This is a genomic window from Phaeobacter cretensis, from assembly GCF_047372505.1.
In the GTDB taxonomy this organism is placed as follows: Bacteria; Pseudomonadota; Alphaproteobacteria; order Rhodobacterales; family Rhodobacteraceae; genus Phaeobacter; species Phaeobacter cretensis.
The window spans coordinates 2068337-2092178 of record NZ_JBKBEU010000001.1 but is presented as its reverse complement, the minus strand read 5'-3'; the positions used below and the strand labels follow the sequence as shown (position 1 = coordinate 2092178).

At 54.9% G+C, this 23842-nt stretch carries 23 protein-coding genes; 17 read left to right on the top strand and 6 right to left on the bottom strand.

Annotated elements, in window-relative coordinates:
• Positions 1-200 precede the first annotated feature (200 nt).
• Complete coding sequence (locus ACEWZM_RS09995) at positions 201-797, top strand: HD domain-containing protein (protein ID WP_414006284.1); 597 nt, start codon at positions 201-203, stop codon at positions 795-797.
• A 45-nt stretch (positions 798-842) separates the two neighbouring features.
• Here the strand turns inward: ACEWZM_RS09995 and ACEWZM_RS09990 are convergent, their stop codons facing one another.
• On the bottom strand, positions 843-1397 hold the full coding sequence (locus tag ACEWZM_RS09990; RefSeq protein WP_414006283.1) for an ActR/PrrA/RegA family redox response regulator transcription factor: 555 nt from the start codon (positions 1395-1397) through the stop codon (positions 843-845).
• Between the two features lie 82 nt (positions 1398-1479).
• Positions 1480-2100, bottom strand: coding sequence for an SCO family protein (locus ACEWZM_RS09985; RefSeq protein WP_414006282.1), 621 nt, complete (start codon positions 2098-2100; stop codon positions 1480-1482).
• Positions 2101-2478: 378 nt separating this feature from the next.
• Between ACEWZM_RS09985 and regB the strand changes: the two genes are divergently transcribed.
• The 10 genes from regB (at position 2479) to ACEWZM_RS09935 (ending at position 15260) form a co-directional block, all read left to right on the top strand.
• Positions 2479-3876, top strand: coding sequence for a sensor histidine kinase RegB (gene regB / locus ACEWZM_RS09980; protein ID WP_414006281.1), 1398 nt, complete (start codon positions 2479-2481; stop codon positions 3874-3876).
• Between the two features lie 92 nt (positions 3877-3968).
• Positions 3969-5519, top strand: coding sequence for a PAS-domain containing protein (locus tag ACEWZM_RS09975; protein WP_414006280.1), 1551 nt, complete (start codon positions 3969-3971; stop codon positions 5517-5519).
• 100 nt (positions 5520-5619) lie between these two features.
• Positions 5620-6096 (top strand): tRNA (adenosine(37)-N6)-threonylcarbamoyltransferase complex ATPase subunit type 1 TsaE, encoded by a 477-nt coding sequence (gene tsaE / locus ACEWZM_RS09970; protein WP_414006279.1) that lies wholly within the window; start codon positions 5620-5622, stop codon positions 6094-6096.
• Complete coding sequence (locus ACEWZM_RS09965) at positions 6093-7091, top strand: aminoglycoside phosphotransferase family protein (RefSeq protein ID WP_414006278.1); 999 nt, start codon at positions 6093-6095, stop codon at positions 7089-7091. The genes tsaE and ACEWZM_RS09965 overlap by 4 nt, the downstream gene beginning before the upstream one ends.
• A gap of 23 nt (positions 7092-7114) precedes the next feature.
• The gene (locus tag ACEWZM_RS09960) at positions 7115-7789 is read left to right on the top strand and encodes a nucleotidyltransferase family protein (protein ID WP_414008002.1); all 675 of its coding nucleotides are present in this window, start codon (positions 7115-7117) and stop codon (positions 7787-7789) included.
• A complete protein-coding gene (gene addB, locus ACEWZM_RS09955; RefSeq protein WP_414006277.1) occupies positions 7779-10712 on the top strand; it encodes a double-strand break repair protein AddB in 2934 nt (977 codons plus the stop codon). Before ACEWZM_RS09960 ends, addB begins: the two co-directional genes overlap by 11 nt.
• On the top strand, positions 10709-14077 hold the full coding sequence (addA, locus tag ACEWZM_RS09950) for a double-strand break repair helicase AddA (protein ID WP_414006276.1): 3369 nt from the start codon (positions 10709-10711) through the stop codon (positions 14075-14077). Before addB ends, addA begins: the two co-directional genes overlap by 4 nt.
• Positions 14078-14139: 62 nt before the next feature.
• Positions 14140-14460 carry a thioredoxin gene (trxA, locus tag ACEWZM_RS09945; protein WP_414006275.1) on the top strand — a complete coding sequence of 107 codons (321 nt, stop codon included), beginning with the start codon at positions 14140-14142 and terminating at the stop codon, positions 14458-14460.
• Positions 14461-14550: 90 nt separating this feature from the next.
• On the top strand, positions 14551-14898 hold the full coding sequence (locus ACEWZM_RS09940) for a Lin0512 family protein (protein ID WP_414006274.1): 348 nt from the start codon (positions 14551-14553) through the stop codon (positions 14896-14898).
• Positions 14895-15260 carry a Lin0512 family protein gene (locus ACEWZM_RS09935; RefSeq protein ID WP_414006273.1) on the top strand — a complete coding sequence of 122 codons (366 nt, stop codon included), beginning with the start codon at positions 14895-14897 and terminating at the stop codon, positions 15258-15260. Before ACEWZM_RS09940 ends, ACEWZM_RS09935 begins: the two co-directional genes overlap by 4 nt.
• A gap of 80 nt (positions 15261-15340) precedes the next feature.
• Here ACEWZM_RS09935 and ACEWZM_RS09930 read toward each other — a convergent pair whose 3' ends face one another.
• Positions 15341-15535 (bottom strand): DUF1127 domain-containing protein, encoded by a 195-nt coding sequence (locus ACEWZM_RS09930; RefSeq protein WP_414006272.1) that lies wholly within the window; start codon positions 15533-15535, stop codon positions 15341-15343.
• Positions 15536-16042: 507 nt separating this feature from the next.
• Here ACEWZM_RS09930 and hslV point away from each other — a divergent pair.
• The 4 genes from hslV to ACEWZM_RS09910 all read left to right on the top strand — a co-directional run bounded on the left by hslV (position 16043) and on the right by ACEWZM_RS09910 (position 20218).
• Positions 16043-16606: an ATP-dependent protease subunit HslV gene (hslV, locus tag ACEWZM_RS09925; protein WP_414008001.1), complete on the top strand. Its 564-nt coding sequence runs from the start codon at positions 16043-16045 to the stop codon at positions 16604-16606.
• A gap of 1 nt (position 16607) precedes the next feature.
• Positions 16608-17678, top strand: a complete 1071-nt coding sequence (locus ACEWZM_RS09920) for a hypothetical protein (protein WP_414006271.1) — start codon at positions 16608-16610, stop codon at positions 17676-17678.
• A gap of 12 nt (positions 17679-17690) precedes the next feature.
• On the top strand, positions 17691-19001 hold the full coding sequence (gene hslU / locus ACEWZM_RS09915) for an ATP-dependent protease ATPase subunit HslU (protein WP_414006270.1): 1311 nt from the start codon (positions 17691-17693) through the stop codon (positions 18999-19001).
• 83 nt (positions 19002-19084) lie between these two features.
• Positions 19085-20218 carry an alpha/beta hydrolase gene (locus ACEWZM_RS09910; RefSeq protein WP_414006269.1) on the top strand — a complete coding sequence of 378 codons (1134 nt, stop codon included), beginning with the start codon at positions 19085-19087 and terminating at the stop codon, positions 20216-20218.
• Positions 20219-20242: 24 nt separating this feature from the next.
• Here ACEWZM_RS09910 and ACEWZM_RS09905 read toward each other — a convergent pair whose 3' ends face one another.
• The 3 genes from ACEWZM_RS09905 to ACEWZM_RS09895 are packed head-to-tail and all read right to left on the bottom strand — an operon-like array spanning position 20243 to position 22553.
• Complete coding sequence (locus ACEWZM_RS09905) at positions 20243-20845, bottom strand: Smr/MutS family protein (protein ID WP_414006268.1); 603 nt, start codon at positions 20843-20845, stop codon at positions 20243-20245.
• Positions 20845-21900, bottom strand: a complete 1056-nt coding sequence (mltA, locus tag ACEWZM_RS09900; protein WP_414006267.1) for a murein transglycosylase A — start codon at positions 21898-21900, stop codon at positions 20845-20847. The genes ACEWZM_RS09905 and mltA overlap by 1 nt, the downstream gene beginning before the upstream one ends.
• Positions 21897-22553 carry a Tim44/TimA family putative adaptor protein gene (locus tag ACEWZM_RS09895; protein ID WP_414006266.1) on the bottom strand — a complete coding sequence of 219 codons (657 nt, stop codon included), beginning with the start codon at positions 22551-22553 and terminating at the stop codon, positions 21897-21899. The genes mltA and ACEWZM_RS09895 overlap by 4 nt, the downstream gene beginning before the upstream one ends.
• 115 nt (positions 22554-22668) lie before the next feature.
• Here ACEWZM_RS09895 and ACEWZM_RS09890 point away from each other — a divergent pair, with 115 nt between their 5' ends.
• Entirely contained in the window at positions 22669-23175 is a 507-nt protein-coding gene (locus tag ACEWZM_RS09890) for an FxsA family protein (protein ID WP_414006265.1), read from the top strand.
• Positions 23176-23253: 78 nt separating this feature from the next.
• Entirely contained in the window at positions 23254-23748 is a 495-nt protein-coding gene (secB, locus tag ACEWZM_RS09885) for a protein-export chaperone SecB (RefSeq protein WP_414006264.1), read from the top strand.
• Positions 23749-23842: the final 94 nt, after the last annotated feature.

Below are 23842 nucleotides of genomic sequence, written 5' to 3'. Positions count from 1 at the left end.
TGCTCCATTCCGTTTACATTTTTTCTACTCGAGCAGGTAACACCGCAATGGTTTATAAGCAACGAAGATGCCCGAAAGTACCGGCAGGCGCTGGATACTGACTAAACCCGAACAACTCCATTGATGACATGTGACAGGCAATTGCACGCTGCGGAGCCACCGGTTAGTCAGAGGAAACCATCAACTGAAGCGAGAGAAGAATGCCCCCTACCCCGCCCCGCGCCTGGCAAAGGATGCTCTCTGGTCGTCGTCTAGACCTGTTAGACCCGACACCCGTCGATATCGAAATCGAAGACATCGCCCATGGGCTGGCTTTTGTGGCGCGTTGGAACGGGCAGACCATTGGCGATTTTGCCTATTCAGTCGCAGAACATTCGCTATTGGTAGAAACACTGTACTGTCGCCTTAACCCGAAAGCGCCCGTACGCTGGCAACTTGCCGCACTACTGCATGACGCGCCCGAGTATGTCATCGGAGATATGATTTCGCCGGTAAAAAACGCAGTCGGGCCAAGCTATGAAGAGTTGGATCAAAGACTGACCGCAGCGATTCACATCCGTTTTGGCTTACCTGCAGCGCTACCGAAAACGGTGAAAGCACAGATAAAGAAAGCCGACCGGGTCAGCGCTTGGATGGAAGCGATTGAGATAGCCGGTTTTTCCCGTAGCGAGGCAGATCGCCTTTTTGGCAAACCAGATCCGGCACTGCTCGACGGGCTAGCCATTCGACTGAGACCACCTGTGGAGGTACGTAGAGATTACGTTACCCGCCACACTGATCTCTTGGCTCAACTGTAACATACATAAGAACGGCCGCACCCTTGGTGGGAGAAGCCTGTACCCTTACTTTGGGCTGCGCTTTGCAAGTATCCGTTGCAAAGTGCGCCTGTGCATATTTAGCCGCCGCGCCGTCTCTGACACATTGCGATCACACAGCTCATAAACCCGCTGAATATGTTCCCAACGAACACGATCTGCGCTCATCGGGTTTTCTGGTGGTGGCGGAAGTTCTTCTTCATTGGCAAGCAACGCGTTCATGATATCCGATGCATCCGCCGGTTTTGACAAATAATCTGTTGCACCGATTTTCACGGCTGCAACCGCCGTGGCGATAGCACCATATCCTGTCAAAACGACCACACGGCTATCGGGCCGCCGTTCGCGCAGGATCTCCACCACATCAAGTCCATTGCCATCCTCAAGCCGTAGATCTACCACCGCAAAAGCAGGCGGACGTGCAGTTGCGATTGCACTCCCTCCCGCCACGGATCCAGCAGTTTCCACCTCAAATCCGCGCTTTTCCATGGCCTTTGCCAGGCGCCGCAAAAAGGGCTCGTCGTCATCGACCAGCAAGAGCGTCTTGTCCGGTCCTATCTCCTGCATAGCAGCTTCGCCCATGCGATCGGCCTCCCCCGAATTGTCGTCAGGTCTGAAGATTGATACTACGTCTCGACTCGGAAACGTCAAACTTTCATCCGGGTTACAGGTTTTCCAAGAAACAGCCGACTTTATCAGCGAGCTGTTCCGGCGTCTCATCGCGACGGAAGAATTCTACAAATCCCTGCTCTGGCAGAACCAGGTAGGAAAAGGTTGAGTGATCGACCAGATAGTAGTCTTCGTCGCCGTCTTGCTTCTTGTAATAGGTCTTGTAAGCCCTGCTGGCCGCCTGAACCTGCTCATGCGATCCAGTCAGGCCGATCATACGTTCATGCAGATTGGCCGCGAAATCGCCGACCGCCTCAGGCGTATCGCGATCTGGGTCAATAGAAATGAAAACCGGCGTTACATCCTGACCGCGTTCGTCCAGAAGGTCGATAGCCTCTGCGTTGCGGGCGACGTCCAGAGGGCAAACATCCGGACAAAAAGTATAGCCAAAATATACTAATGACGGTTTGGTTATGACATCCTTGTCTGTCACGGTCTCGCCATGGGCGTTCAACAATTCAAAAGGACCTCCGATTGTGTCGGATCCACCAGCTATTTTGCTGCTGCGGCATTGCGCAAATTCATCGCCGTCTCCGCCTCCTCGTGTTGCAACCCAAGCACCGCCCACCAAGGCAGTAACAACAACGGCAGCGAGGATGGCATAGATACGGGTCATGTGATCACACTTTGCGCTAGAAAAGGATTGGTCGGCAGTTTGCGTCAGAACTACCAAGAATCTCGGCTGATGCAACGGGCGGTACCAACCGCCTGCCACGTATCATCCAGGTATTTTCCGGGCGATCCTGTGCGATGTTTGACCTATCCCAGCCGGTACCCTGATGGCCAGACGGACAAATCAGCGCAGCCAGGGGCTATACCCGGTCTTTTCCCATGTATTGCGCGCCATCTTACCGGCAGATCAATTGTCTGTGTGCGCCAAGGGTGCAAGGATAGTGCGGTAGTCCGATTTCGGCTTGTCCAGCGCAGATCCCTATGTCAGCCATTACATAGCTGGGCCTCGACTGGCACTGATCACGTAGCCTCGGAGAGCGGTATGAGCGCGACAAATATTGATCTTCTAAGCGGTCAGGAGCGCAGCCATTGGATCCGCCTGCGCACGCTGATCCTGCTGCGGTGGGTTGCCATTTTTGGCCAGATTTCAGCCATCACTGTCGCGCAACAGCTCTATAATCTCCAGCTTGAACTGGTGTTGTGCTACATAGCGATTGGTATTTCCGTTCTGGGAAACCTGATCGCCATCATCCTGTTCCCACAGAACAAGCGGCTGTCAGAATTCGAGAACTTTCTAATGGTTCTCTTCGACCTTCTTCAACTGAATTTCCTACTGTATCTGACTGGCGGGCTAAACAACCCCTTCGCGCTACTGGTACTTGGGCCCGTAACCATTTCAGCATCGATGATGAGGCTACGCTCAACCCTAATTATCGGGGCTACCGCAATTATTCTTGTAACACTGCTCGCCGAATTTCATCTGCCCCTGCGGACGCCACAAGGGTTCGTCCTGCGTGTCCCGGATATCTTTGTGTTTGGCAATTGGACGGCCATCGTGATCGCGGTTCTGTTCATCGGTGCATATTCCTATCGCATCAGCGCTGAGATCCGCTCCATGTCAGATGCTTTAGCTGCGACGCAAATGGCTCTGTCACGTGAGCAGAAGCTAACCGACCTAGGCGGCGTCGTTGCCGCCGCCGCGCATGAGCTGGGTACACCGCTGGCCACAATCAAACTGGCCAGCGCGGAATTAATAGATGAGTTGGATGACCGTCCTGAATTGCGCGAGGACGCGGCCCTGATCCGCGAACAAGCCGACAGATGCCGCGACATCCTGCGAAGCATGGGCCGTGCGGGTAAGGATGATCTGCACTTACGACAGGCTCCGCTATCAACTGTGGTCAATGAAGCCGCCGAACCGCATATGTACCGCGGCAAAACAGTCCTGTTGGATGAAGCGCCGGAAACAGACGGCAACCCACAGCACCCAACCATTCTGCGCCAGCCCGAAATCATCCATGGGCTCCGTAATCTGGTTCAAAATGCCGTGGATTTTGCTCGGACTACTGTTTGGATTGATGCCAGCTGGAACGATGAAACGATCACACTGTGCATCTGTGACGATGGGCGCGGGTATCCGTCCCATTTGTTGGGCCGGATCGGTGATCCTTTTGTGCGCCGCCGTCGCAACGACAGCGATCGAAAACAACGACCGGAGTACGAAGGCATGGGCCTGGGTCTTTTCATCGCGAAGACGTTGTTGGAACGCAGCGGCGCACAGCTGTCCTTTGCCAATGGTTCTGACCCCAGTCAGATGCTGACCAGCGATCCTTTGCGGCGCGGCGCTCTTGTACAGGTCAGCTGGCCCCGAAGCAAAATTGATGCCCTGACAGGAGAAAATGCCGTTCCCATCGGAGAAAATAAACGTATAGAAATTTAACTATTCACTTTTAGGCAACCAATTAAACTTCATTTAACCATTATCGGGAAACATCTGACGGGAGAGCAAAACACTTGTGGGTAACGGAAATCATGCAGCAGATCCTATCGACCGACTGGCTTGTATTGGCGACGCTTTGTGCGGCAACGGCGGTGGCAGCCGTATGGTGGCTGTCTCCCAACCCAAAACCCAAAGGGTTTGAGCAGGACTTGCTTCAAGGAGACGGGCGTTCTGACGCGGTCTTCCTGTTTGATGACACCACTCTGATTGGCTGGTCGTCCGGCGCGCGCCGTTTCATCGGCGAACAGGCCGATAACTTCAGCTGGGCCAACCTGCGTGAGCAATTGGCTCGCAGCTATCCCGGCCTTCCGCAGTCGCCCGGTTTCCTGAAAGACGTCGGCCCTCTAGTACTCTCCGGAACGGCAAACGCCGAAAGCCGCGAAGCACTGTGCGAATGGATCGACGGTGTCACCCGCGTCCAGCTTCGCAGTACAACATCCGAGGAACACAACCACAGTATCGACCAGGAGCTGACCACGCTGCGCTCCGCTGTGCACCAGGCCCCTTATCCGGTCTGGCTGCAGTCCGACGATGGTGCTGTTACGTGGTCCAATCTGGCCTATGATGATCTCAGCCAGAAAATCCGTGGCCGCAATATTGATTTTTCCGAACCTCTGTTCACCAACCTTGATGATCCGATGGCTAGCGGAAAACCTGAGCGCATCTCTATCCCGCTGCCCAAAAGCAAAAAGAAGCTATGGTATAATATTTCCACCACTGAGACCGAAGCCGGCTGGTTGTGTCACGCAGTCGATGTGAACGCGGTCGTTGATGCCGAAATCGCCCAGCGCAATTTCGTGCAGACATTGGCAAAAACTTTTGCCCAGCTGTCCATCGGTCTCGCAATCTTTGACCGGAATCGCCAGCTTGTACTGTTCAACCCGGTATTGATCGATCTGACCGCCCTACCCGCCAATTTTCTCAGCTCGCGCCCGAATCTGCTGACATTCTTTGATCGGCTACGTGATCAGCGCATGATGCCGGAACCCAAAAATTACTCCAGCTGGCGTCACCAGATGGCCGACCTTCTGGAAGCCGCTGCCGAAGGACGGTACCAGGAAACTTGGTCTCTACCCTCTGGTTCGGTCTATTCCGTATCCGGTCGCCCACACCCTGATGGTGCCATCGCTTTCCTGTTCGAAGATATCACCGCCGAGATTACCCTGACACGTCAATTCCGGTCCGAATTGGAAATGGGCCAATCGATTATGGATCAAATGGAGGAGGCAATCGCAGTCTTTGCAAACGACGGCACGATGACGTTTTCAAATGCGGCCTATCATGACCTATGGCAGATGGATCCAGACGGCAGTTTTGCCAAAATCACCATCATGGACTCCAGCCGTGTCTGGCAAGACATGTGTGCCGCCACCCCAGCCTGGGGCGAGGTCCGCGACTTTGTAGCTGGCAGCGACAGCCGAACCCCATGGTGGGCAAATGTTCAGCTACGCAACGGCACGCCGCTCATCTGCAAAGTCAGTGCTATCCAGAACGGTGCAACCATGGTCAGCTTCCGCGCACCAGAACCAGCACCTGCTCCGGTTGATCAACAGCGATTTGCGATCACCAAACAAGACAAATAAGGCGACTCAACTCCGTTGATGTCACAGAAAAAGCCCGGTTCCATACCGGGCTTTCTCGTTCCAGCTTGCAGCCCTCTGCGCGGAGCGGCATTGTCGCCTAATGACAACGCAGACCCTTATGATACCCCTGCCCTTACCCGCAGCAACCGCTGAACTGGCTGCCCAAATTGGCGCTCAGTTACACAGCGGTGATTGCCTGTTGCTCGATGGTATAATCGGTGCCGGTAAGACCCATTTCGCCCGTAGCCTGATTCAATCTCAAATGCTGATACCCGAGGATGTCCCCTCACCAACATTCACTCTCGTTCAGACCTATGATCTGCCCAATAGTGAGCTGTGGCACGCAGATCTATATCGCCTGTCAGCGCTTGAGGAAATCGAGGAGCTGGGACTGGTATCGGCCTTTGACACAGCTATTTGCCTGATTGAATGGCCTGATCGCTTGGCTGAACTGACACCACAGACGGCCTTGCACATTTCGCTATCACTCGACCCGGACAATGACGACGGCCGTAGTGCGACATTTCGCTGGAACGATCCGCGCTGGAATCCTCTGATGAAACAGATTTCAACATGACCGACCGACAACTTCTTATCTCTGCCTTTCTTAGCGACACCCCATGGCATAGCTGGACCCGCGAACCTCTCGCTGGAGACGCCTCCAACCGGCGCTATGAACGTCTGCGCGACCAAAATGGTGCTTCTGTGGTTCTGATGGACGCACCGCCAGATCAGGGCGAAGACGTCGCCCCCTTTGTTGAGATCGCCAACTATCTTCGCGACCAGGGGCTGAGTGCGCCAGAGATACTGGCAGAAGAACGCACAAACGGGTTTCTGGTGATAGAGGATTTGGGTGATGCGCTTTTTGCCCGCATCATGCGCGACGATCCCAAACAAGAGCGCCCACTTTATCAGGCGGCAACCGATTTATTGGTCGCCCTGCACGATGCCCCCATGCCGGAGTTGGAGCCTCTTGGTCCAAGGCTGATGGCAGAGCTTTCCGGTCTCGCCTTTGTCAAATACCGAGACGTGATCCGCAACGAGGCTTCGCATGAACAATTGGCCCATTTCACCGACCAGTTTGAGGATATTCTGCAGCGCACGATCACGGGTGATAGCGTGTTGGTGCAGCGAGACTATCATGCCGAAAACCTCATCTGGTTGCCGGAACGCTCAGGCGTAGCACAAGTGGGATTGCTGGACTTTCAAGCCGCGCGTGCAGGTCATCGGGCCTATGACCTTGTATCCATGCTACAAGACGCTCGTCGTGATGTGACTGCGGCAATCGAAATGCAGATGATGGATCGTTACATTGCGGCGACCGGTGTCGACGAAGTCAACTTTCGCGCCGCCTATACCGTGCTGGGTGTGCAACGTAACCTGCGTATTCTGGGCGTCTTCGCCCGCTTAGGTCGCGACTATGGCAAACCGCAATACGTCGATCTGATCCCACGTGTCTGGGATCATTTTTATCGTGGGTTGGATAATTCTGCAATGGCGCCGCTGGCGGAGTTCTTACGTCAGGAGATGCCCACGCCTACCCCAGACGTCCTGAACCGATTGCGCGGCTGATGGCGAACCGTCAATATCCTGTAATGATCTTTGCAGCGGGGCTTGGTACGCGAATGCGTCACCTGACCCAGCACCAACCCAAACCAATGATACCGGTCGCAGGTCGCCCGCTGATTGACCGTGCTCTCGATCTAGCGCGCGGTATCAAGCCACCAGTGATCGTGGCAAACACACATTACAAAAGCACCGTTCTGCACAGACATCTTGCCAATAGCGAAGTGGTGATAAGCCACGAACAGCCCAAGATCCTTGATACCGGCGGCGGGTTGCGTCAGGCGTTGCCCCTGCTCGGCACCAATGCTGGCCCGGTCTATACAATGAACCCCGACGTAATCTGGCGCGGCCTCAACCCGCTAAGCCTACTCCAGAAAGCCTGGGACCCAGCGCGGATGGACGCACTTCTGACATGTATTCCTATCGGCAGGAGCATTGGACGCGTTGGCGGTGGCGATTTTCACACCGATGAAGAAGGACGCCTGCATCGGACGGGTGATCTGGTTTATGGTGGCGTCCAGCTATTGCGCACAGACCGGCTGGCAGAAATCGAGAAAACTGCATTTTCACTGAATGCGTTGTGGGATCTTATGGCGCATGACAATCGCCTGTTTGCACTGGAATATCCGGGTCATTGGTGCGATGTCGGCACCCCCGAAGGGATCCCCCTGGCCGAGGAATTGATAACCCGTCATGAGATTTGAGCCCCAAGATACGCCACGCCTCTTTGCTGTACCCTGCGGCGTCGATTTTCCGCGCGCGCTCGTTGATGGGTTGGCTGAACGTAGCAAAAACACACCTCCGGAAGCGTTGGCGCGAGTCGAATTAGTCGTCAATACCTCCCGCATGGCACGACGAGTACGAGATCTATTTGATCGGGGTTCGGCGATGCTACTGCCAAAGATCTCACTGCTAACCGATCTGAATATGCGCGCCACTCTGCGCGGCCTGCCACCTGCCCAGCCACCCCTGCGTCGACGGTTGGAGTTGTCGCAGCTGATTGCCAAACTCCTGGAGGCCCAACCGGATCTCGCGGCCCGATCGTCTCTCTATGATCTTTCAGACAGTCTGGCTGCACTGTTTGATGAAATGCAGGGCGAAGGCGTTAGCCCCGATAGCATACGATCACTGGATGTCTCTGACATGTCGGGTCATTGGGCGCGGGCACAAACATTCATCGCGATTGCAGATGAATTCGCCGAAACACATGAGAATGCAATGGATACGCAGGCGCGTCAGCGGCAAGTCGTGTTGGATCTCATTGAAGAATGGCAAGAGGCCCCACCGGAGCATCCCATTATTCTCGCAGGCTCCACCGGATCTCGCGGCACCACGTTAATGCTGATGGAGGCCATTGCAAGGTTGCCGCAAGGCGCTGTTATTCTGCCTGGTTTTGACGATCAGCAGCCTGATCGTGTCTGGGAACATCTTGATGATCCGCTGATGTCAGAGGATCACCCGCAATATCGGTTCTTCAAAATGATGCGCAATCTGGAAATTACTCCAGATCAGGTCCAGCCATGGGTCAACACACCCCCTGCGTCCACTGCCCGCAATAGGATGGTGTCATTGGCCCTGCGCCCAGCACCGGTAACTGACGCATGGATGCGCGAAGGGCCCGAGTTGCGCGATATCGCACAGGCCACGGAAGATGTAACGTTGGTCGAGGCCGCAAATCCCCGTGCCGAAGCGCTGTCTATCGCGCTGCGTCTGCGTAAGGCCGCCGAAGATGGGCAGACAGCCGCGCTGATCACACCAGACCGTATGCTCACCCGTCAGGTGGCAGCTGCTCTGGATCGCTGGGATATTCTGCCGGATGATTCTGCCGGGCAGCCACTTCAACTGTCACCGCCCGGCCGTTTTCTGCGCCATATTGCGGAGTTGTTCTGCAAACCGCTCGCCTGCGACACGTTGCTGACTTTGCTGAAACATCCACTGTGTCACGATGGGGCAGGGCGCGGCGATCACCTGCGCCACACCCGTGAGCTTGAGTTGCGATTGCGACGCTATGGGCCACCGTTTCCGGATGCCGACAGCTTCGCCGCATTTGAAATCGGACGTGAACTAATACCTGGCTGGACCAATTGGTTGGCGCGTTGTTTTGCTGACCAAACTGTCAGCGGAATGCAGCCTCTGTCTCAGTGGGTTGAAGCCCTGCAACAGCTTGCAGAAGATATCAGCGGCGGCAGTCAGGACCCCGCCAACGGTGGCTTGTGGGACAAGAAGGCCGGACGCAAGGCCTTGGGGGTCATTGCGAGCCTGCGTGCAGAGGCTGGATACGGCGAGAAGATGACGGCCCGTGATTTTGCCGATCTGCTGCGCGCATTACTGTCGCAAGAGGAAGTTCGCGATCGCGATGCACCTTACGGATCCATCCTGATATGGGGCACGCTGGAAGCTCGTGTGCAGGGGGCCGATCTGGTGATCCTTGGCGGCTTGAACGAGGGCAGCTGGCCAGAAGCCGCAGCCCCTGACCCCTGGTTGAACCGCCAGCTACGGCACCAAGCAGGCCTGTTGTTACCAGAGCGTCGAATAGGGTTGTCCGCTCATGACTTTCAGCAGGCTATCGCCGCACCTGAAGTCTGGATGACCCGCTCCGAACGCTCAGACGAAGCTGACACTGTGCCGTCTCGATGGCTGAATCGTATGACCAATCTCTTGTCTGGCCTGCCGGGGCAGGGTGGTCCTACCGCACTTGAAGATATGCGTTTGCGTGGACAGGAATGGCTGGGTTGGGCTGAAGCGCTGGAGGCACCGACACCTATCCCCGCAGCCAAACGCCCAGCGCCACGACCGCCTGTTTCCGCGCGTCCTCGCCGTCTGACAATCACAGAAATCCCGCGCCTGATCCGCGATCCTTATGCAATCTATGCAAAACATGTACTGAAACTGCGCCCGCTGGACTCCTTGGTGCAGGAACCAGACCCACTATTGCGCGGCATCGTATTACACAAGTTCCTTGAGGATTTCATCAAGGCCACGGTTGCCGAACCGAACACGCTTACTGTTCAGCACTTCCTGGCCACTGCCAGTGCCCACCTCGAGGCCAAAGTTCCCTGGCCGATCGCGCGTAGCCTATGGCTAGCTCGACTTGAACGCATCGCAAACGATTTCATCAATGGTGAACGCCAGCGGCAAGCCAATGCACGCCCATCCGGGTTTGAAGTGTCTGGCGCTGTACGTGTCGCGCCGCTTGATTTCGAGATTGCCGGTACAGCCGATCGGATTGATGTTGACGATCTTGGGGGCCTGCACCTCTTTGACTACAAAACTGGTGATCCGCCTTCGGAGGGTCAGCAAAGAGCCTTTGAAAAGCAGCTTCTTATTGAGGCTGCTATGGCAGAGCGTGGTGCTTTTGAAAACTACGGGCAGGGCAGAGTGGAACGCGCCCTGTTTCTTGGCCTCAAAAACCCACTGAAAGAGGTTCCAGCTCCTCTGCTGGATGAGCCTCCGGGTAAGGTCTGGGAAGAGCTGGTTAAGCTGATAGGCGCATATTTCGAGCCTGAGCAAGGCTACAGTAGCCGTCGTATGGTGTTTCAGGACACACAGACAGGCGATTACGACCATCTGGCCCGCTACGGAGAATGGGATCGAAGCGCCGCACCAGAACCCGAGGTTTTGACATGACTACACGCGACGCCGCCTCTGAGGCGCAGTTCCGCGCAGCCCGTCCAGATGCCTCTACATGGTTGGCTGCAAACGCGGGATCCGGCAAAACCAAGGTACTGACTGACCGGGTAGCTCGATTGTTGTTGCGCGGCGTACAACCGCAACACATCCTTTGCCTGACCTATACTAAAGCTGCCGCTAGTGAGATGCAGAACCGCCTGTTCAAACGACTAGGCGAATGGGCAATGTTAGGGGATAGCGCGCTGACCGCCGCTCTGACAGAGCTGGGCGCTAAAGATGTAATCTCGTCCGAGGGAATGGCGCAGGCCCGCACGCTGTTTGCGCGCGCAATCGAAACCCCCGGCGGCCTGAAAATTCAGACCATCCATTCCTTTTGTGCATCGTTGCTGCGCCGGTTTCCATTGGAGGCAGGCGTCAGTCCGCAATTTTCCGAAATGGAAGACCGATCCGCGATGCTGCTAAGGGCTGAGGTGGTCGAAGCGATCGCCAACAGCGCTGATCCGGACAAAACCAACCTCATTGTAAGACTTGCCCGACAGGTGACCGACAGTGATTTCGAGTCACTAACCGCTGCCATTTGTCAGCGTCGTTTGGATTTTGAAGCGCCGCTGGATCGGGCAGGTCTGTTGTCTCTGTTTGACCTTCCCGCAGATTTTGATGCCAGGGCCTTAGAACACAGTGTATTTCTTGGCGGCGAGGGCGATCTATTGACACGCCTCTGTACGATATTAGAACAAGGTGGCAGCACTGACGCCAAGGCCGCAGCTAAACTGAGGAAAATTGCAGAGCCGTCCCTTGCTGACCTACCGGTTCTGGAATCCGTTTTTCTGACTGGAGCTACCGCAAAAGCCCCCTTCAGTGCCAAAATCAATGCCTTTCCCACCAAGAAACTTCGGGAGAGCAATATCGCGTTGATGGATCAGCTGGAACCTTTGATGCGGCGGGTTGAAGCTGCACGTGCGCAGCGCCTTGCCTTGGTTGCAGTTGAAAAATCTTTAATCTTGCACGATTTCGCCGCTGCCTTTCTGCCCGAATATGATCGCCGCAAACAATTGCGGGGATGGCTCGATTTCGACGATCTGATCCTCAAAGCACGCCAGTTGCTGAATGATCCCACTGTCGCAGCTTGGGTTCTCTACAGGCTGGATGGCGGGATTGATCATATCCTCGTGGACGAAGCCCAGGATACTAGCCCAGTGCAATGGGACGTGGTGGAAAAACTGGCGCAGGAATTCACGGCTGGCGAAGGCGCGCGGTCCGATGTCGAGCGCACTATTTTTGTAGTCGGTGACAAGAAACAGTCGATCTACTCCTTTCAGGGCGCTGATCCTGACGCCTTTGATCGGATGCAGGCAGAATTCGCGGACCGGCTGGCAGAGACGGGTAGTGCCTTACAGAATGCCGCCCTTGAGTTTTCATTTCGCTCATCGGCGGCGATCTTGGGTATGGTTGATCTAGTCTTCAAGGACAGCCCTGGTGCGGGTTTTCACCGTGACGCCCTTCATCGCGCCTTCAAATCTGAACTACCCGGCCGGGTCGATCTGTGGCCGGTGGTCGAAAAAGTCGATACCGAGGAAGAGCGTGACTGGACCGATCCGGTAGATCGCCCCGGTGCTCGCCATCATACGGTCATACTAGCCGAGCGGATCGCGGCAACCATCAAGGAGATGATCGACAGCAAAGTAACCCTGCCGGAAGATGGTCCCGAACGCGGCAGTTTCCAGCGCCGCCCGGTACAGCCGGGAGATTTCCTGATCCTTGTTCAGCGTCGATCGGAGCTGTTTTCGGAGATCATTCGTGCCTGCAAAGCCGCTCGCCTGCCCATCGCTGGCGCAGATCGGTTGAAAATCGGCGCTGAACTGGCGGTTAAGGACTTGGCTGCATTACTGTCTTTCCTCGCCACGCCTGAGGATTCCCTGTCTCTGGCTGCTACCCTGAAATCACCGCTTTTTGGCTGGAGTGAACAGGCGCTGTTTGATCTAGCGCATCGCCGCGAAGGTGGCAGCTATCTCTGGACGGCACTGAGGGACCGGGCGGCCGAGTACCCCGAAACAATGGAAATTCTGGATGATCTGCGCAGTCAGACTGATTTCCTGCGTCCCTATGATTTGATTGAGCGGATACTGACCCGCCACACAGGACGCCAGCGCTTACTAGGCCGGCTGGGGCCGGAAGCCGAGGATGGTATAAATGCGCTTCTCAGTCAGGCGTTGGCCTATGAGCGCACAGATATACCCAGCCTCACCGGATTTCTGGTCTGGATGCAGGCGGACGATCTAGAGATCAAGCGCCAGATGGGAGCGGCCGGAAACATGATCCGGGTGATGTCAGTCCATGGATCCAAAGGTTTGGAATCTCCGATCGTCATTCTGCCTGACACGGCCAAACGCAAGCCTCCCCGTGATGACGAAATCATGCGTGCCGAGGGTGGCCCGATGTGGAAGCTACCCAGCGCACAAATGCCCGTAGTGATGCAATCCGCTCGTGAAACCGCACAAGAAAAAGCCCGGAACGAACGGCTACGACTGCTTTATGTGGCCCTGACACGGGCTGAAAAATGGCTGATTGTTGTCGGTGCTGGGGAGCTATCAAAAGACGGGGACAGTTGGTACCAGATGGTCGAACGTGCGCTGAAAGAAGCGGGCGCCAGCCCTTATGATACCGGCTTCGGCGAGGGGCTGCGCCTGCAACATGGTGATTGGGATGGCCTGCCATACCACGACAACCCGCCAGTGATGGTCAGCAAACCGCAACTGCCCGAGTTGTTTCAGCGACCGCCATCGCCCTACCTCCCACCGGTATCAACCCTTAGCCCTTCGGAACTCGGTGGCGCCAAGGCGCTACCGGGCGACCTCGGCCAGGACGAAGACGCCGCTAAAGCGCGAGGAAGTAAACTACACAGCCTGCTGGAACATCTGCCGGTTACAGATCCAGATACTTGGCCCCAATTGGCAGAAACGCTGCTCACAGGGCACGATGACACCGCCAATTTGCTGGCCGAAGCTACGCGCGTCCTGACAAACCCTTACCTGAGAGATGTTTTTGCACCTGATACCCTAGCAGAAGTCGCGATCTCCGCTGATTTGGATGGACGCCGCATGCATGGCGTGATCGACCGGTTGATCGTGACCCCCGATAAGGTGCAAGCAATCGATTTCAAATCGAATGCTACGGTTCCAACCAGCGTCGAAACTTGCCCGGAGGGATTGTTGCGGCAAATGGGAGCTTATGCACATGCTCTGGCTGTGCTTTATCCCGATCGGCAGATCGATACCGCGCTGCTTTGGACCCGCAACGCATCGCTGATGTGGCTCCCACACGATCTTGTGTCATCTGCCCTTAACCGCCGCCAGATACCTTGACGATCCGTTAAGGCGTTCATAGGTTCACAGCCGAACTGCCACACTCTTAGGGAGACATTCCAATGTCCACCGTCGCCGTAACCGATGACACTTTTGACGCCGAAGTGAAGAATTCCGAAGTCCCCGTTGTGGTGGATTTCTGGGCCGAATGGTGCGGTCCCTGCAAACAAATTGGTCCCGCTCTGGAAGAGCTGGCCGCTGAATATGGTGATAAGATCAAGATCGCCAAGGTCGATGTCGACAGCAACCCAAACGCCGCATCGGCAATGGGCGTCCGCGGTATTCCCGCGCTGTTCATCTTTAAGGACGGTCAGGTTGTATCCAACCGTTCCGGTGCTGCACCCAAAGCCGCACTGCAAAGCTGGATAGATGACTCGATCTGATCCGAATGGGATCAGATAAATTTCAGAGGCGTCCCGTTGGGGCGCCTTTTTCATGAGTTGGGTTCACATCGCGAAATTTAGGGAGGCATCATGGCTGAGACACGTGTGCTGGTAGAATTCGGCATGGGTACGTCGCTGCGGCGGCAAGACTACACCGAGGCCGCAAAGCGGGCGATAAAGGATGCGCTTTGGCATAACTCGGTCAATATCGCTGAACTGTTCGATTTCCCCAAAGAGGCGATGCGGATCCGGGCTGAAATCGGAGTACAGAACCCAGATGCTGTGGATCTTGCTGAGCTATACGAAATCTTTCCCTACGGTACGCCCGATATTCATGTGACCAACGGCGGGCTCGATATAAACAAACCCGGTAGCGGGCATACCGTGATCGCCAATGCTGCCATCATCGTATCATTTGATATGGAGCCAGTAGAATGACTGAAAAACGCATCATTCTGGAAATGGGCACCGGCAACGACCTTTATGGGCAGGACTATACCAAAGCGGCCCGCCGCGCTGTTCAGGACGCACTGCATCACTCGTCGATTACCCTATTTGCCAAACTGGGAATTGATCACAGTGAAATGCGAGTCGAGGTCACCATCGGTGTTCAGGAACCAGGTAAAGTAGACTGTGATCTTGTGGTCGCTGATCTGCCGCGCGGACGTGCAACTGTACGTGCCGTTCAAGGCGGGCTGGATGTATCGGACGGCGCGGATGGCAGCAAACATGTGATCGCCACCGCTGCAATCGAAGCATGGTTGCCAGATCAGGCTGGTCGCTACAAATTAGGCTCCTGAAATAATATTGACCCTAAACAAAGAAAAAGCCGCCCTGAAAAGAGCGGCCAAATCATCTTCGGGTTTGAGACAGTCAAGTCTCAGATTTTTGCGATATCCGCACGGGTCAGACCAATGTCTTCCAGCTGAGTATCAGACAGCTCGGACAACGCATTGCGAGTTGTGCGTGCTTCTTTCCACGAAAGGATCATGGATTTGGCGTTGTAGACTGCGTCCACCAGGCGGAGTACTGAAACTGCTCCGAGCGGCGCATGGATGTTTGCTGTGGTAGCCATTTGCGCATTCCTTATGAGAACCAGCCGACACCATGTCGGTTGTTAGCCTCATTTAGGATGACTGGCTGAGTCTCACAATTGCCGGTTCGACAGCCCCGAATTGCAGTTATTGCATAGCACATTTTTTAGGCTTTCTGCTTCTAGCAAGGCAACCTTCCCAAAGTGATCCGATTAAAACGGATATTTGTTCTTTTTTACTGGCGTTGACGAGATAGCGGACGCGTTTCACGGTTTCGACGCCGATCAATAGCAAACTCATGAAAAACGCCGTCTGGTCCTCGCGCATAGGGCAACCTACCGATAGGCACTGCTTCTTATTCAGGAGTCATGATCGTAGCCATATCGCCGTTTGCAGGGTCAGGTTTCTGGAGAAACGCATGCATAACGCCCATATTGGGCACATGTCTGCGTGCCTATTCCCTTGATCCTCAACACCCGCACCGGATAGCACCCGGTTGAGCTACAAAAGATCAGTGCCCATATAGGACTGGAAATGAGGAGAACATGATGGCAGACGATCAATTCCCAGGCTGGCACGGCACAACCATTATCGGCGTGAAAAAGGATGGCGAAATAGTCGTTGCCGGTGATGGCCAGGTTTCGCTAGGGCAAACGGTGATCAAGGGCTCTGCTCGCAAGGTTCGTCGCTTATCACCCGGTGGCTTTGACGTGGTTGCAGGATTTGCCGGTTCAACCGCTGACGCATTTACCCTGCTGGAGCGGCTCGAGACCAAGCTGGAAGCCACTCCCGGTCAACTGGCGCGTGCCAGCGTCGAGCTAGCAAAAGACTGGCGTACCGACAAATATTTGCAAAAACTAGAGGCGATGCTGATTGTTACAGACGGCAGCGATATGTTTGTGATTACGGGCGCAGGCGATGTTCTGGAACCAGAACATGACGTCGCCGCGATCGGATCAGGTGGCAATTTCGCACTGGCGGCAGCACGCGGAATGATGGACAGTGATCGCTCTGCTGAAAATGTTGCTCGTGATGCCATGGCCATTGCCGCGGACATCTGCGTCTATACCAACGGTCGTCTTACAGTCGAAAGCATCAGCCAAAGGGACTGACATGAGCCATATCGATCAAAACGATATTCGCGCGGCTGTTGGCTCAGGACTGCTGAGCGAAGCCCAGGCCGCTTCGCTTATGGCGCTGGCACATAGTCGGCGAGGCGCGCGAGAAAACCTCAATCCAGGTGATGAACCCTTTGAGCTGTTCAAGGGGTTCAATGAGATTTTTATTGTTATCGGATTGGTCATTCTCGCAACGGGCTGGGCTGCTGTCACCGGTATCTCCTTGACTGAAGGGCTGGGAGGGCTGATCGAAAAAGCCACCACGTCTTCCATCATCGGCTCTGCGGTTCTCTGGTTGCTGAGCGAGTATTTTATCCGTCGGCGTCGGATGGTCGCGCCCGCGATTGCCTTGTCCATTCTCTGGACGTTGAATTCAGGTATTGGTCTCACGGCTGAGTTCTCACAGGTCTTCATGGTGGCGCAGGGCGATTATTCGAGCTTTCCGCTACCCATCGCACTGACCACCGTTGCGATTGCGATCTACTGGTTGCGGTTTCGCGTACCTTTCGCAATGGCGCTGATTGCTCTTGGTGTCTTCACTCTGGCGCTGATGCTTGCTGCCAATCAATCAGGCAGCCTCACTGGTATTGGTGATCTGTTTTTACTCTCGGCTTCAGGCCCGTTTGCCTGGGTCACATTGCTGGTCGGTCTTGGTGTATTCGCAGTGGCAATGCTGTTTGACCTCAGTGACCCGCATCGAGTCACCAGACGTTCCGCACAGGGGTTCTGGCTGCATGTCGTGGCCGCACCCGCGTTGGTAAACACTATCGCACTCAGCCTGTTGGACAGCGGTACATCGCAAGCAAATCTGACATTGATGGCAGTGCTTCTCACCTTTGCTCTGGTGGCGATTATTATTGATCGGAGATCGTTTCTGATCGCGGCCATTGGCTACAGCGTTACCCTTGCGGCCACTGTTTTTGATGGTAACGGCGCTGCCACAACCATTCTTGTGCTGGGCTTTTTTCTGGTGATCCTTGGCGCTTTCTGGTCGCGGATCAGAGCCTTTCTGATTTCCCCTCTCTCACGGGTGTTGCCGCTGGACCGGCTGCCTCCCGCACATTGAAACGGACCTCATATGACTGACCTCACTCCACGTGAAATCGTATCCGAACTGGATCGCTTCATTATCGGCCAGACTGATGCCAAACGCGCTGTCGCTGTTGCGTTGCGTAACCGTTGGCGGCGCAAGCAACTCAGCGATGATCTGCGCGATGAGGTTTATCCGAAGAACATCCTAATGATCGGCCCCACCGGCGTTGGTAAAACCGAAATCTCTCGCCGGCTGGCAAAGCTCGCCCGAGCGCCATTCATCAAGGTAGAAGCCACCAAATTTACCGAAGTTGGCTATGTAGGTCGCGATGTCGAGCAAATCATCCGAGATTTGGTTGATATCGCCATTATTCAGACACGCGAGCATATGCGTGATGATGTGAAGGCCAAAGCCCGCGCCGCCGCTGAGGAGCGGGTCATAGAAGCTATTTCCGGAACCGAAGCCCGCGAGGCAACCCGGGAAATGTTCCGCAAGAAATTGAAAGCCGGCGAGTTAGACGACACCGTTATCGAGCTGGACGTCGCCGATACCAGCAATCCCCTGGGTAATATGTTCGAAATCCCCGGACAGCCTGGCGGTAATATGGGTATGATGAATTTGAGCGATCTGTTCGGTAAAGCTATGGGTGGCCGCTCGACACGCAAGAAGATGACTATCGCCGAAAGCTATGAAGTGCTGATCAGTGAGGAAGCAGACAAGCTGCTGGACGACGAAACCCTAAACAAGGCCGCACTGGAGTCAGTGGAACAGAACGGCATTGTGTTTTTGGATGAAATCGACAAGGTCTGCGCCCGGCAGGACGCGCGCGGTGGCGATGTCAGCCGTGAAGGCGTGCAGCGCGATCTGTTGCCTCTGATTGAAGGCACCACCGTGTCAACCAAACATGGCCCCATCAAAACCGACCATATTCTGTTCATCGCCTCTGGCGCGTTTCATATTGCAAAGCCGTCAGATCTGTTGCCCGAATTGCAGGGGCGATTGCCGATCCGCGTCAGCCTGCGTGCCCTCAGTGAAGATGATTTTGTACGGATACTAACCGAGACAGATAACGCACTGACCCTACAATATACCGCGCTTCTGGGCACTGAAGATGTCGAAGTCACCTTCACTGATGACGGGATTGCATCACTGGCCAAGATCGCGGCCGAAGTTAATCAATCAATCGAAAACATCGGCGCACGACGTCTGTACACTGTGATCGAACGGGTGTTCGAAGAACTGTCCTTCTCCGCTCCTGATCGGTCGGGCGATACGGTCACAGTGAACGCCGATTTCGTACGCAAAAACCTCGGTGAACTTACCAAATCAGCCGATGTTAGCCGGTACGTGCTCTGACCTCGTTTAGATCATCCGCGCAATAAGTGGACATGGCGGCAGGTGCTCAGTAGCCTGTCGTCAGTGTCAATTGGTGGTCATATATGCGTTTTTCACGAGTCCTTTTCAGCCTGTGTATCATCATAGCCGTAGCAACGGGCTGCACAGACAGATCTTTTACCCCAACAGTTCCTGAGGCTTTGGAGGTTGGCAAATCGAAAACTATTTTCGGTGCAACCACCCGTGAACCCCTTGCCAATGGGACCTACGGTCCGGAACGCTCAGATACTCTGCGCTTGCTCGAGCTAACGGTCTCAATCCCGCCGAGCCATACACCCGGAAAATTGGATTTTGCCTACGCTGAACCCGATCCCGAAACCCAGTTCACCATGGCTGGCCGGCAAACACTCGCCGATATGACCAGGTTGAACGATCGCGTTGCGAACGAATTGAAAAGCTATCCCGTAGGCGAACGCGACATCACTGTTTTCGTGCACGGCTTCAATTCAACCCAGGCCGAGACTGCATTTCGCGCGGCGCAGTTGAGCAATGATATTGATATCCCTGGCGCTACAATAATCTATTCTTGGCCCAGCCAGGGCAAACCGCTGGGGTATGCCTATGATGGCGACAGTGTGCTGTTTGCACGCGATGGCCTGGAACAACTTTTGCGAAACCTCAAACCAGGCGTTTCAAACCGTATCGTGCTTGTCGCCCACTCCATGGGGTCGCAGTTGGTGATGGAAACGATGCGACAAATGGAAATCAAGACGCCCGGCTGGAGCAACGACAACCTGGGTGCCGTAGTCCTGATGTCGCCCGATCTGGATGTGGAAGTGTTCCGTAGTCAGATGCGACGGATTGATCCGGTACCCCAACCCTTTGTGGTAATGGTGTCTCGCAAAGATAACGTTCTTAACCTATCGCAGAGACTACGCGGTACGCACAATCGCGGTAGATTGGGAAATTTGAAAACGCTTGATGATGTCTCTGAGTTACCAATCGAAGTTGTCGACACGACAGCCTTCGCCGATACTGCGGAATCTGGGCATTTCGTAGCCGCCACATCGCCGGCGGTATTGTCTATCTTAAATTCTGCCCGTCAAACAGCCGCGGCATTTGATCGCGAAGCACGGTCTATTCAGAAGCTGTTCCCGGGCCGGCTGGTAGTTGACAAGGAAGACAGCGCTATCGAAATCTCACTATCAGAGACCGCCTATCGGGCCGAGGATCGTTAATAGGCGTGTTTTCAAGTACAGGCCTCAGCGATGTCGACGCAAATATACGTAATATGCGCCACCACCACCATGGCTGACATGTGCCGGCGTTACCTGCAATACCACCTGCGACAGCGGTGGCAGTGACAGCCATTGCGGCACCTGATGGCGCAGTACACCACGCGGAACCGGCATCGGGCCAGGTTCATCGCGATCCTTGCCTTTCCCGGTGATAACCAAAACCAGCCTTTTGCCGGCGGAATGCGCTGAAAGGACAAATCCGACCAACGCAGGATGTGCAGAATCTACACGCATGCCGTGCAGGTCCAGTTTACCTTCAGGCTTCAACTTTCCACGCTTCATCTTGCGATAGGCTTTGCCATCCATCTGCATTGGCGCAGCAATAAGCCCGCTCGTCACGCTGGGTTTGAGATCATGTCGAGCTGGCTTGGAGGTTGATTTGGACCCTAACTCGAATAGTTCAGGCGTAAAGCGCTCCGCCGCTGGTAATGGCGGTTTTGTTGTCTGGAGTTTCGGCGGTAGCGCAGCAACAGCGGCGGTAGGCGTCTTTGGGTGCAACCGCTCAGCCTGTTTGGCCACACGATGCCACAAATCAATTTCCTCAGACGTCAGTTTGCGGCGGGACATCAGTCATCCCCCGACAAGAGCGCATAGGCCCGCTGAATGGGCAACAGTACCACCATACGACCTGGGTCACGTAGCTTGCCGGCCTCTATCCCTGCTTCATCACCGCTTCCAAAAAACACATCTGCGCGCTGAGCGCCTTTGATCGCAGATCCGGTGTCCTGTGCGATCATCAATCGTCGCATCGGCTTCGCACCGTCCTTTTCCAACCAAACCGGTGCTCCCAGAGGTGTATAGCGCGGATCAACGGCCAGGCTGCGCAGCGTGGTCACCGACCGGTTCATCGCCCCAAGCGGGCCGGAAGATGCCGGAACACGGCTTACTTCACGGAAAAACACATAGGACGGATTGTGCATCAGCAGATCCTCTCCGGCGAGCGGATTTCGCTGAACCCACCGTTTGATCACCGCAGCGCTAACCTGATGAATATTATAGATACCTCGACGCACCAGTTCCTTGCCAACTGATCGATAGGTATGCCCATTCGCTCCACCATAACCGACACGTATTGAAGAGCCATCCGGGAGTTTGATCCGGCCTGACCCCTGAATTTGCAGAAAAAACAGCTCAACTGGATCATCGACCCACGCGATCTCAAGCCCGCGTCCATCCATAACACCACTGGTTAACAACTCGCGTCGGGTCAGCCACTGACCAGTGCTACGTGCCTCAGGTGGCTGTCGGTAGACTGGGTAACGATAGCGGGAGGATCGGAAGCGCGCGCCCGTTAATTCTGGCTCAAAATAGCCCGTAAACAGCGCCGGCGAGCCATCTTCGATGAGGACAGGGCGGAAAAACAGTTGGAAGAAGCCACGCGCCGCTTTTTGATCCTGTTCACTCGCAAGAGCGCATAAAGCACGCCAATCTGGATCATCGAGGTCCCGGCAAGTTTGAAGAAAAGCCCCAAGAGCAGCTTCGTGATTATCGTCTTCCCAGCCTTGCAGCTGAGAGAACGGTAGCATTGTATAGGCGGTTTCCGCCTGCCCGCTCTGCGGAAAAAAATATGCGCCGACGCCGAAGGCAAGCGCACAGAGTGCCCGCCGGAGCCCTTGCATCATGCGTCCGTTGCGACCAGATGCCAGTTCGGGTCCGAACTGCCCATAGTCCGGCCGAACACCCAAGTATCTTTTTGGCGTTTCACCGCGTTTGCATCGCCTTCGATAATATCGCCGCCACGATCCCGGACAACCGAGGTCAACTCCGATACAAACCGCATAGTAATTTGCGCATCACCGGTAGCCGGATCAAAGCTTGTGTCAGTCAGAGTTGTTTCCCGCACGCCGACAAAATCGGCCTCGATGGTCAGGCCTTGATCTTCGCGGTGCGCAACAGAAGTCACAAAGCTCTCGAATACGTCCGGTGCGAGAAATGCTTCGATATTGTCGAGATCGCCATTCTCGAAGGCCATCAAGATCATTTCATATGCGCTTCGAGCGCCGTGAACAAATTCGCGAACCTCAAACGATGGTTCGGCTTTCTTCATCGCCGATAGATCGCTGGCCTGGGGGCTGTCTTCGGGAACATAGTCAATAATGTCATGGTCAGGACCACCTTCGATCACCTCCAGATCAGGACGTCTACTTTCCCGATCCGTCGGTGTGACAGCCGGTTTCTCGAACCCCTCACGGGTGCCCAAAACGCTTTTCAGGCGCAGGATCAAAAACACGGCAATACCGGCCAAAACCAACAGCTGAATCACAGGCGACTCCATACCAACCCCTACAGTAGATGTTCATGCTTCGTTTGAAACTAAAGCGTTCCAACCTTATGTAGGTGACGGGCAAGTGCAAGTCCACCGTCCCGCGCAAGTTCTAAGGAAACCCCGCATGTATCTTTTTTTGGCCTTCCTGATGATCCCGATCATTGAAATCGCACTTTTTATTCAAGTCGGTGGCGCGATTGGCATGTGGCCGACGCTGGCAATCGTGGTGTTAACTGCAGTTCTGGGAACCTGGCTGGTGCGGACCCAGGGCCGACTGGCCTTAGGTCAACTCCGCGCATCATTTGAGCAGCTGAATGACCCAACGGAGCCGTTGGCACATGGGGCAATGATCCTCGTCGCAGGCGCGCTGTTGCTGACCCCCGGTTTTTTCACTGATGCGGTCGGGTTCTCTTTGCTTGTGCCACAAGTGCGCATGTCCGTTTATCGCTACCTGCGTTCAAAGATGACCGTAGCGCGGTTTCAGATGGGTCCGGGCAGTATGCATGGGCGGAGTTATCCTGGCAGTACTCCAACCGATAACTCAGGCGATGTGATTGACGCTGATTATGAAGACGTAAGCCAGAACAAGCCCCGCAAAGATCCTTCAGGTTGGGTTGATGGACCAAGTTAAACAGGCGCGCTGACACCCCGTTGAGATACCATCGCCAAGCTGCTAAGCACGGGCGAAACATAGTTTAGGAGTAGCTTCATGGCCGAAAACGGCGCAACAGAAGGCGTGCAGCAGCCGCAGGTCCAGATGAACATTCTGGGTCAATTTATTCGCGATATGTCATTTGAAAACGTCATGGCGCAAAAGGGTGTTGGCGCCGACGTTCAACCAGATGTCAGTGTGCAGGTTGCGCTTGATGCAAAAAAGCGTCAGGCCGAAAACCAGTACGAAGTGATGACAAAGCTGAACATCGAATCCAAGGATAAAGAGGGCAACGTTGTTCTGTTCGTTCTGGAGTTGGAATATGTCGGCATTTTCAACATCGCAGGTGTACCAGAAGACCAGTTACACCCGTTTTTGCTGATCGAATGCCCACGGATGCTGTTCCCATTCCTGCGTCGCATCGTGTCTGATGTGACCCGCGACGGTGGCTTCCCACCGCTGAATCTCGACAATATCGACTTTGTCGCGATTTACCGCAACGAACTGGCACGTCGCCAGACCGAAACAACTGGTACAGACCTGCCACAGTAATTGCTGCACTTAGACCTTTGAACAAACGTTGTAAAAACGCCGCTGACAAACAGTGGCGTTTTTACATTCGACTATCATCGATAAGTGACAGCAT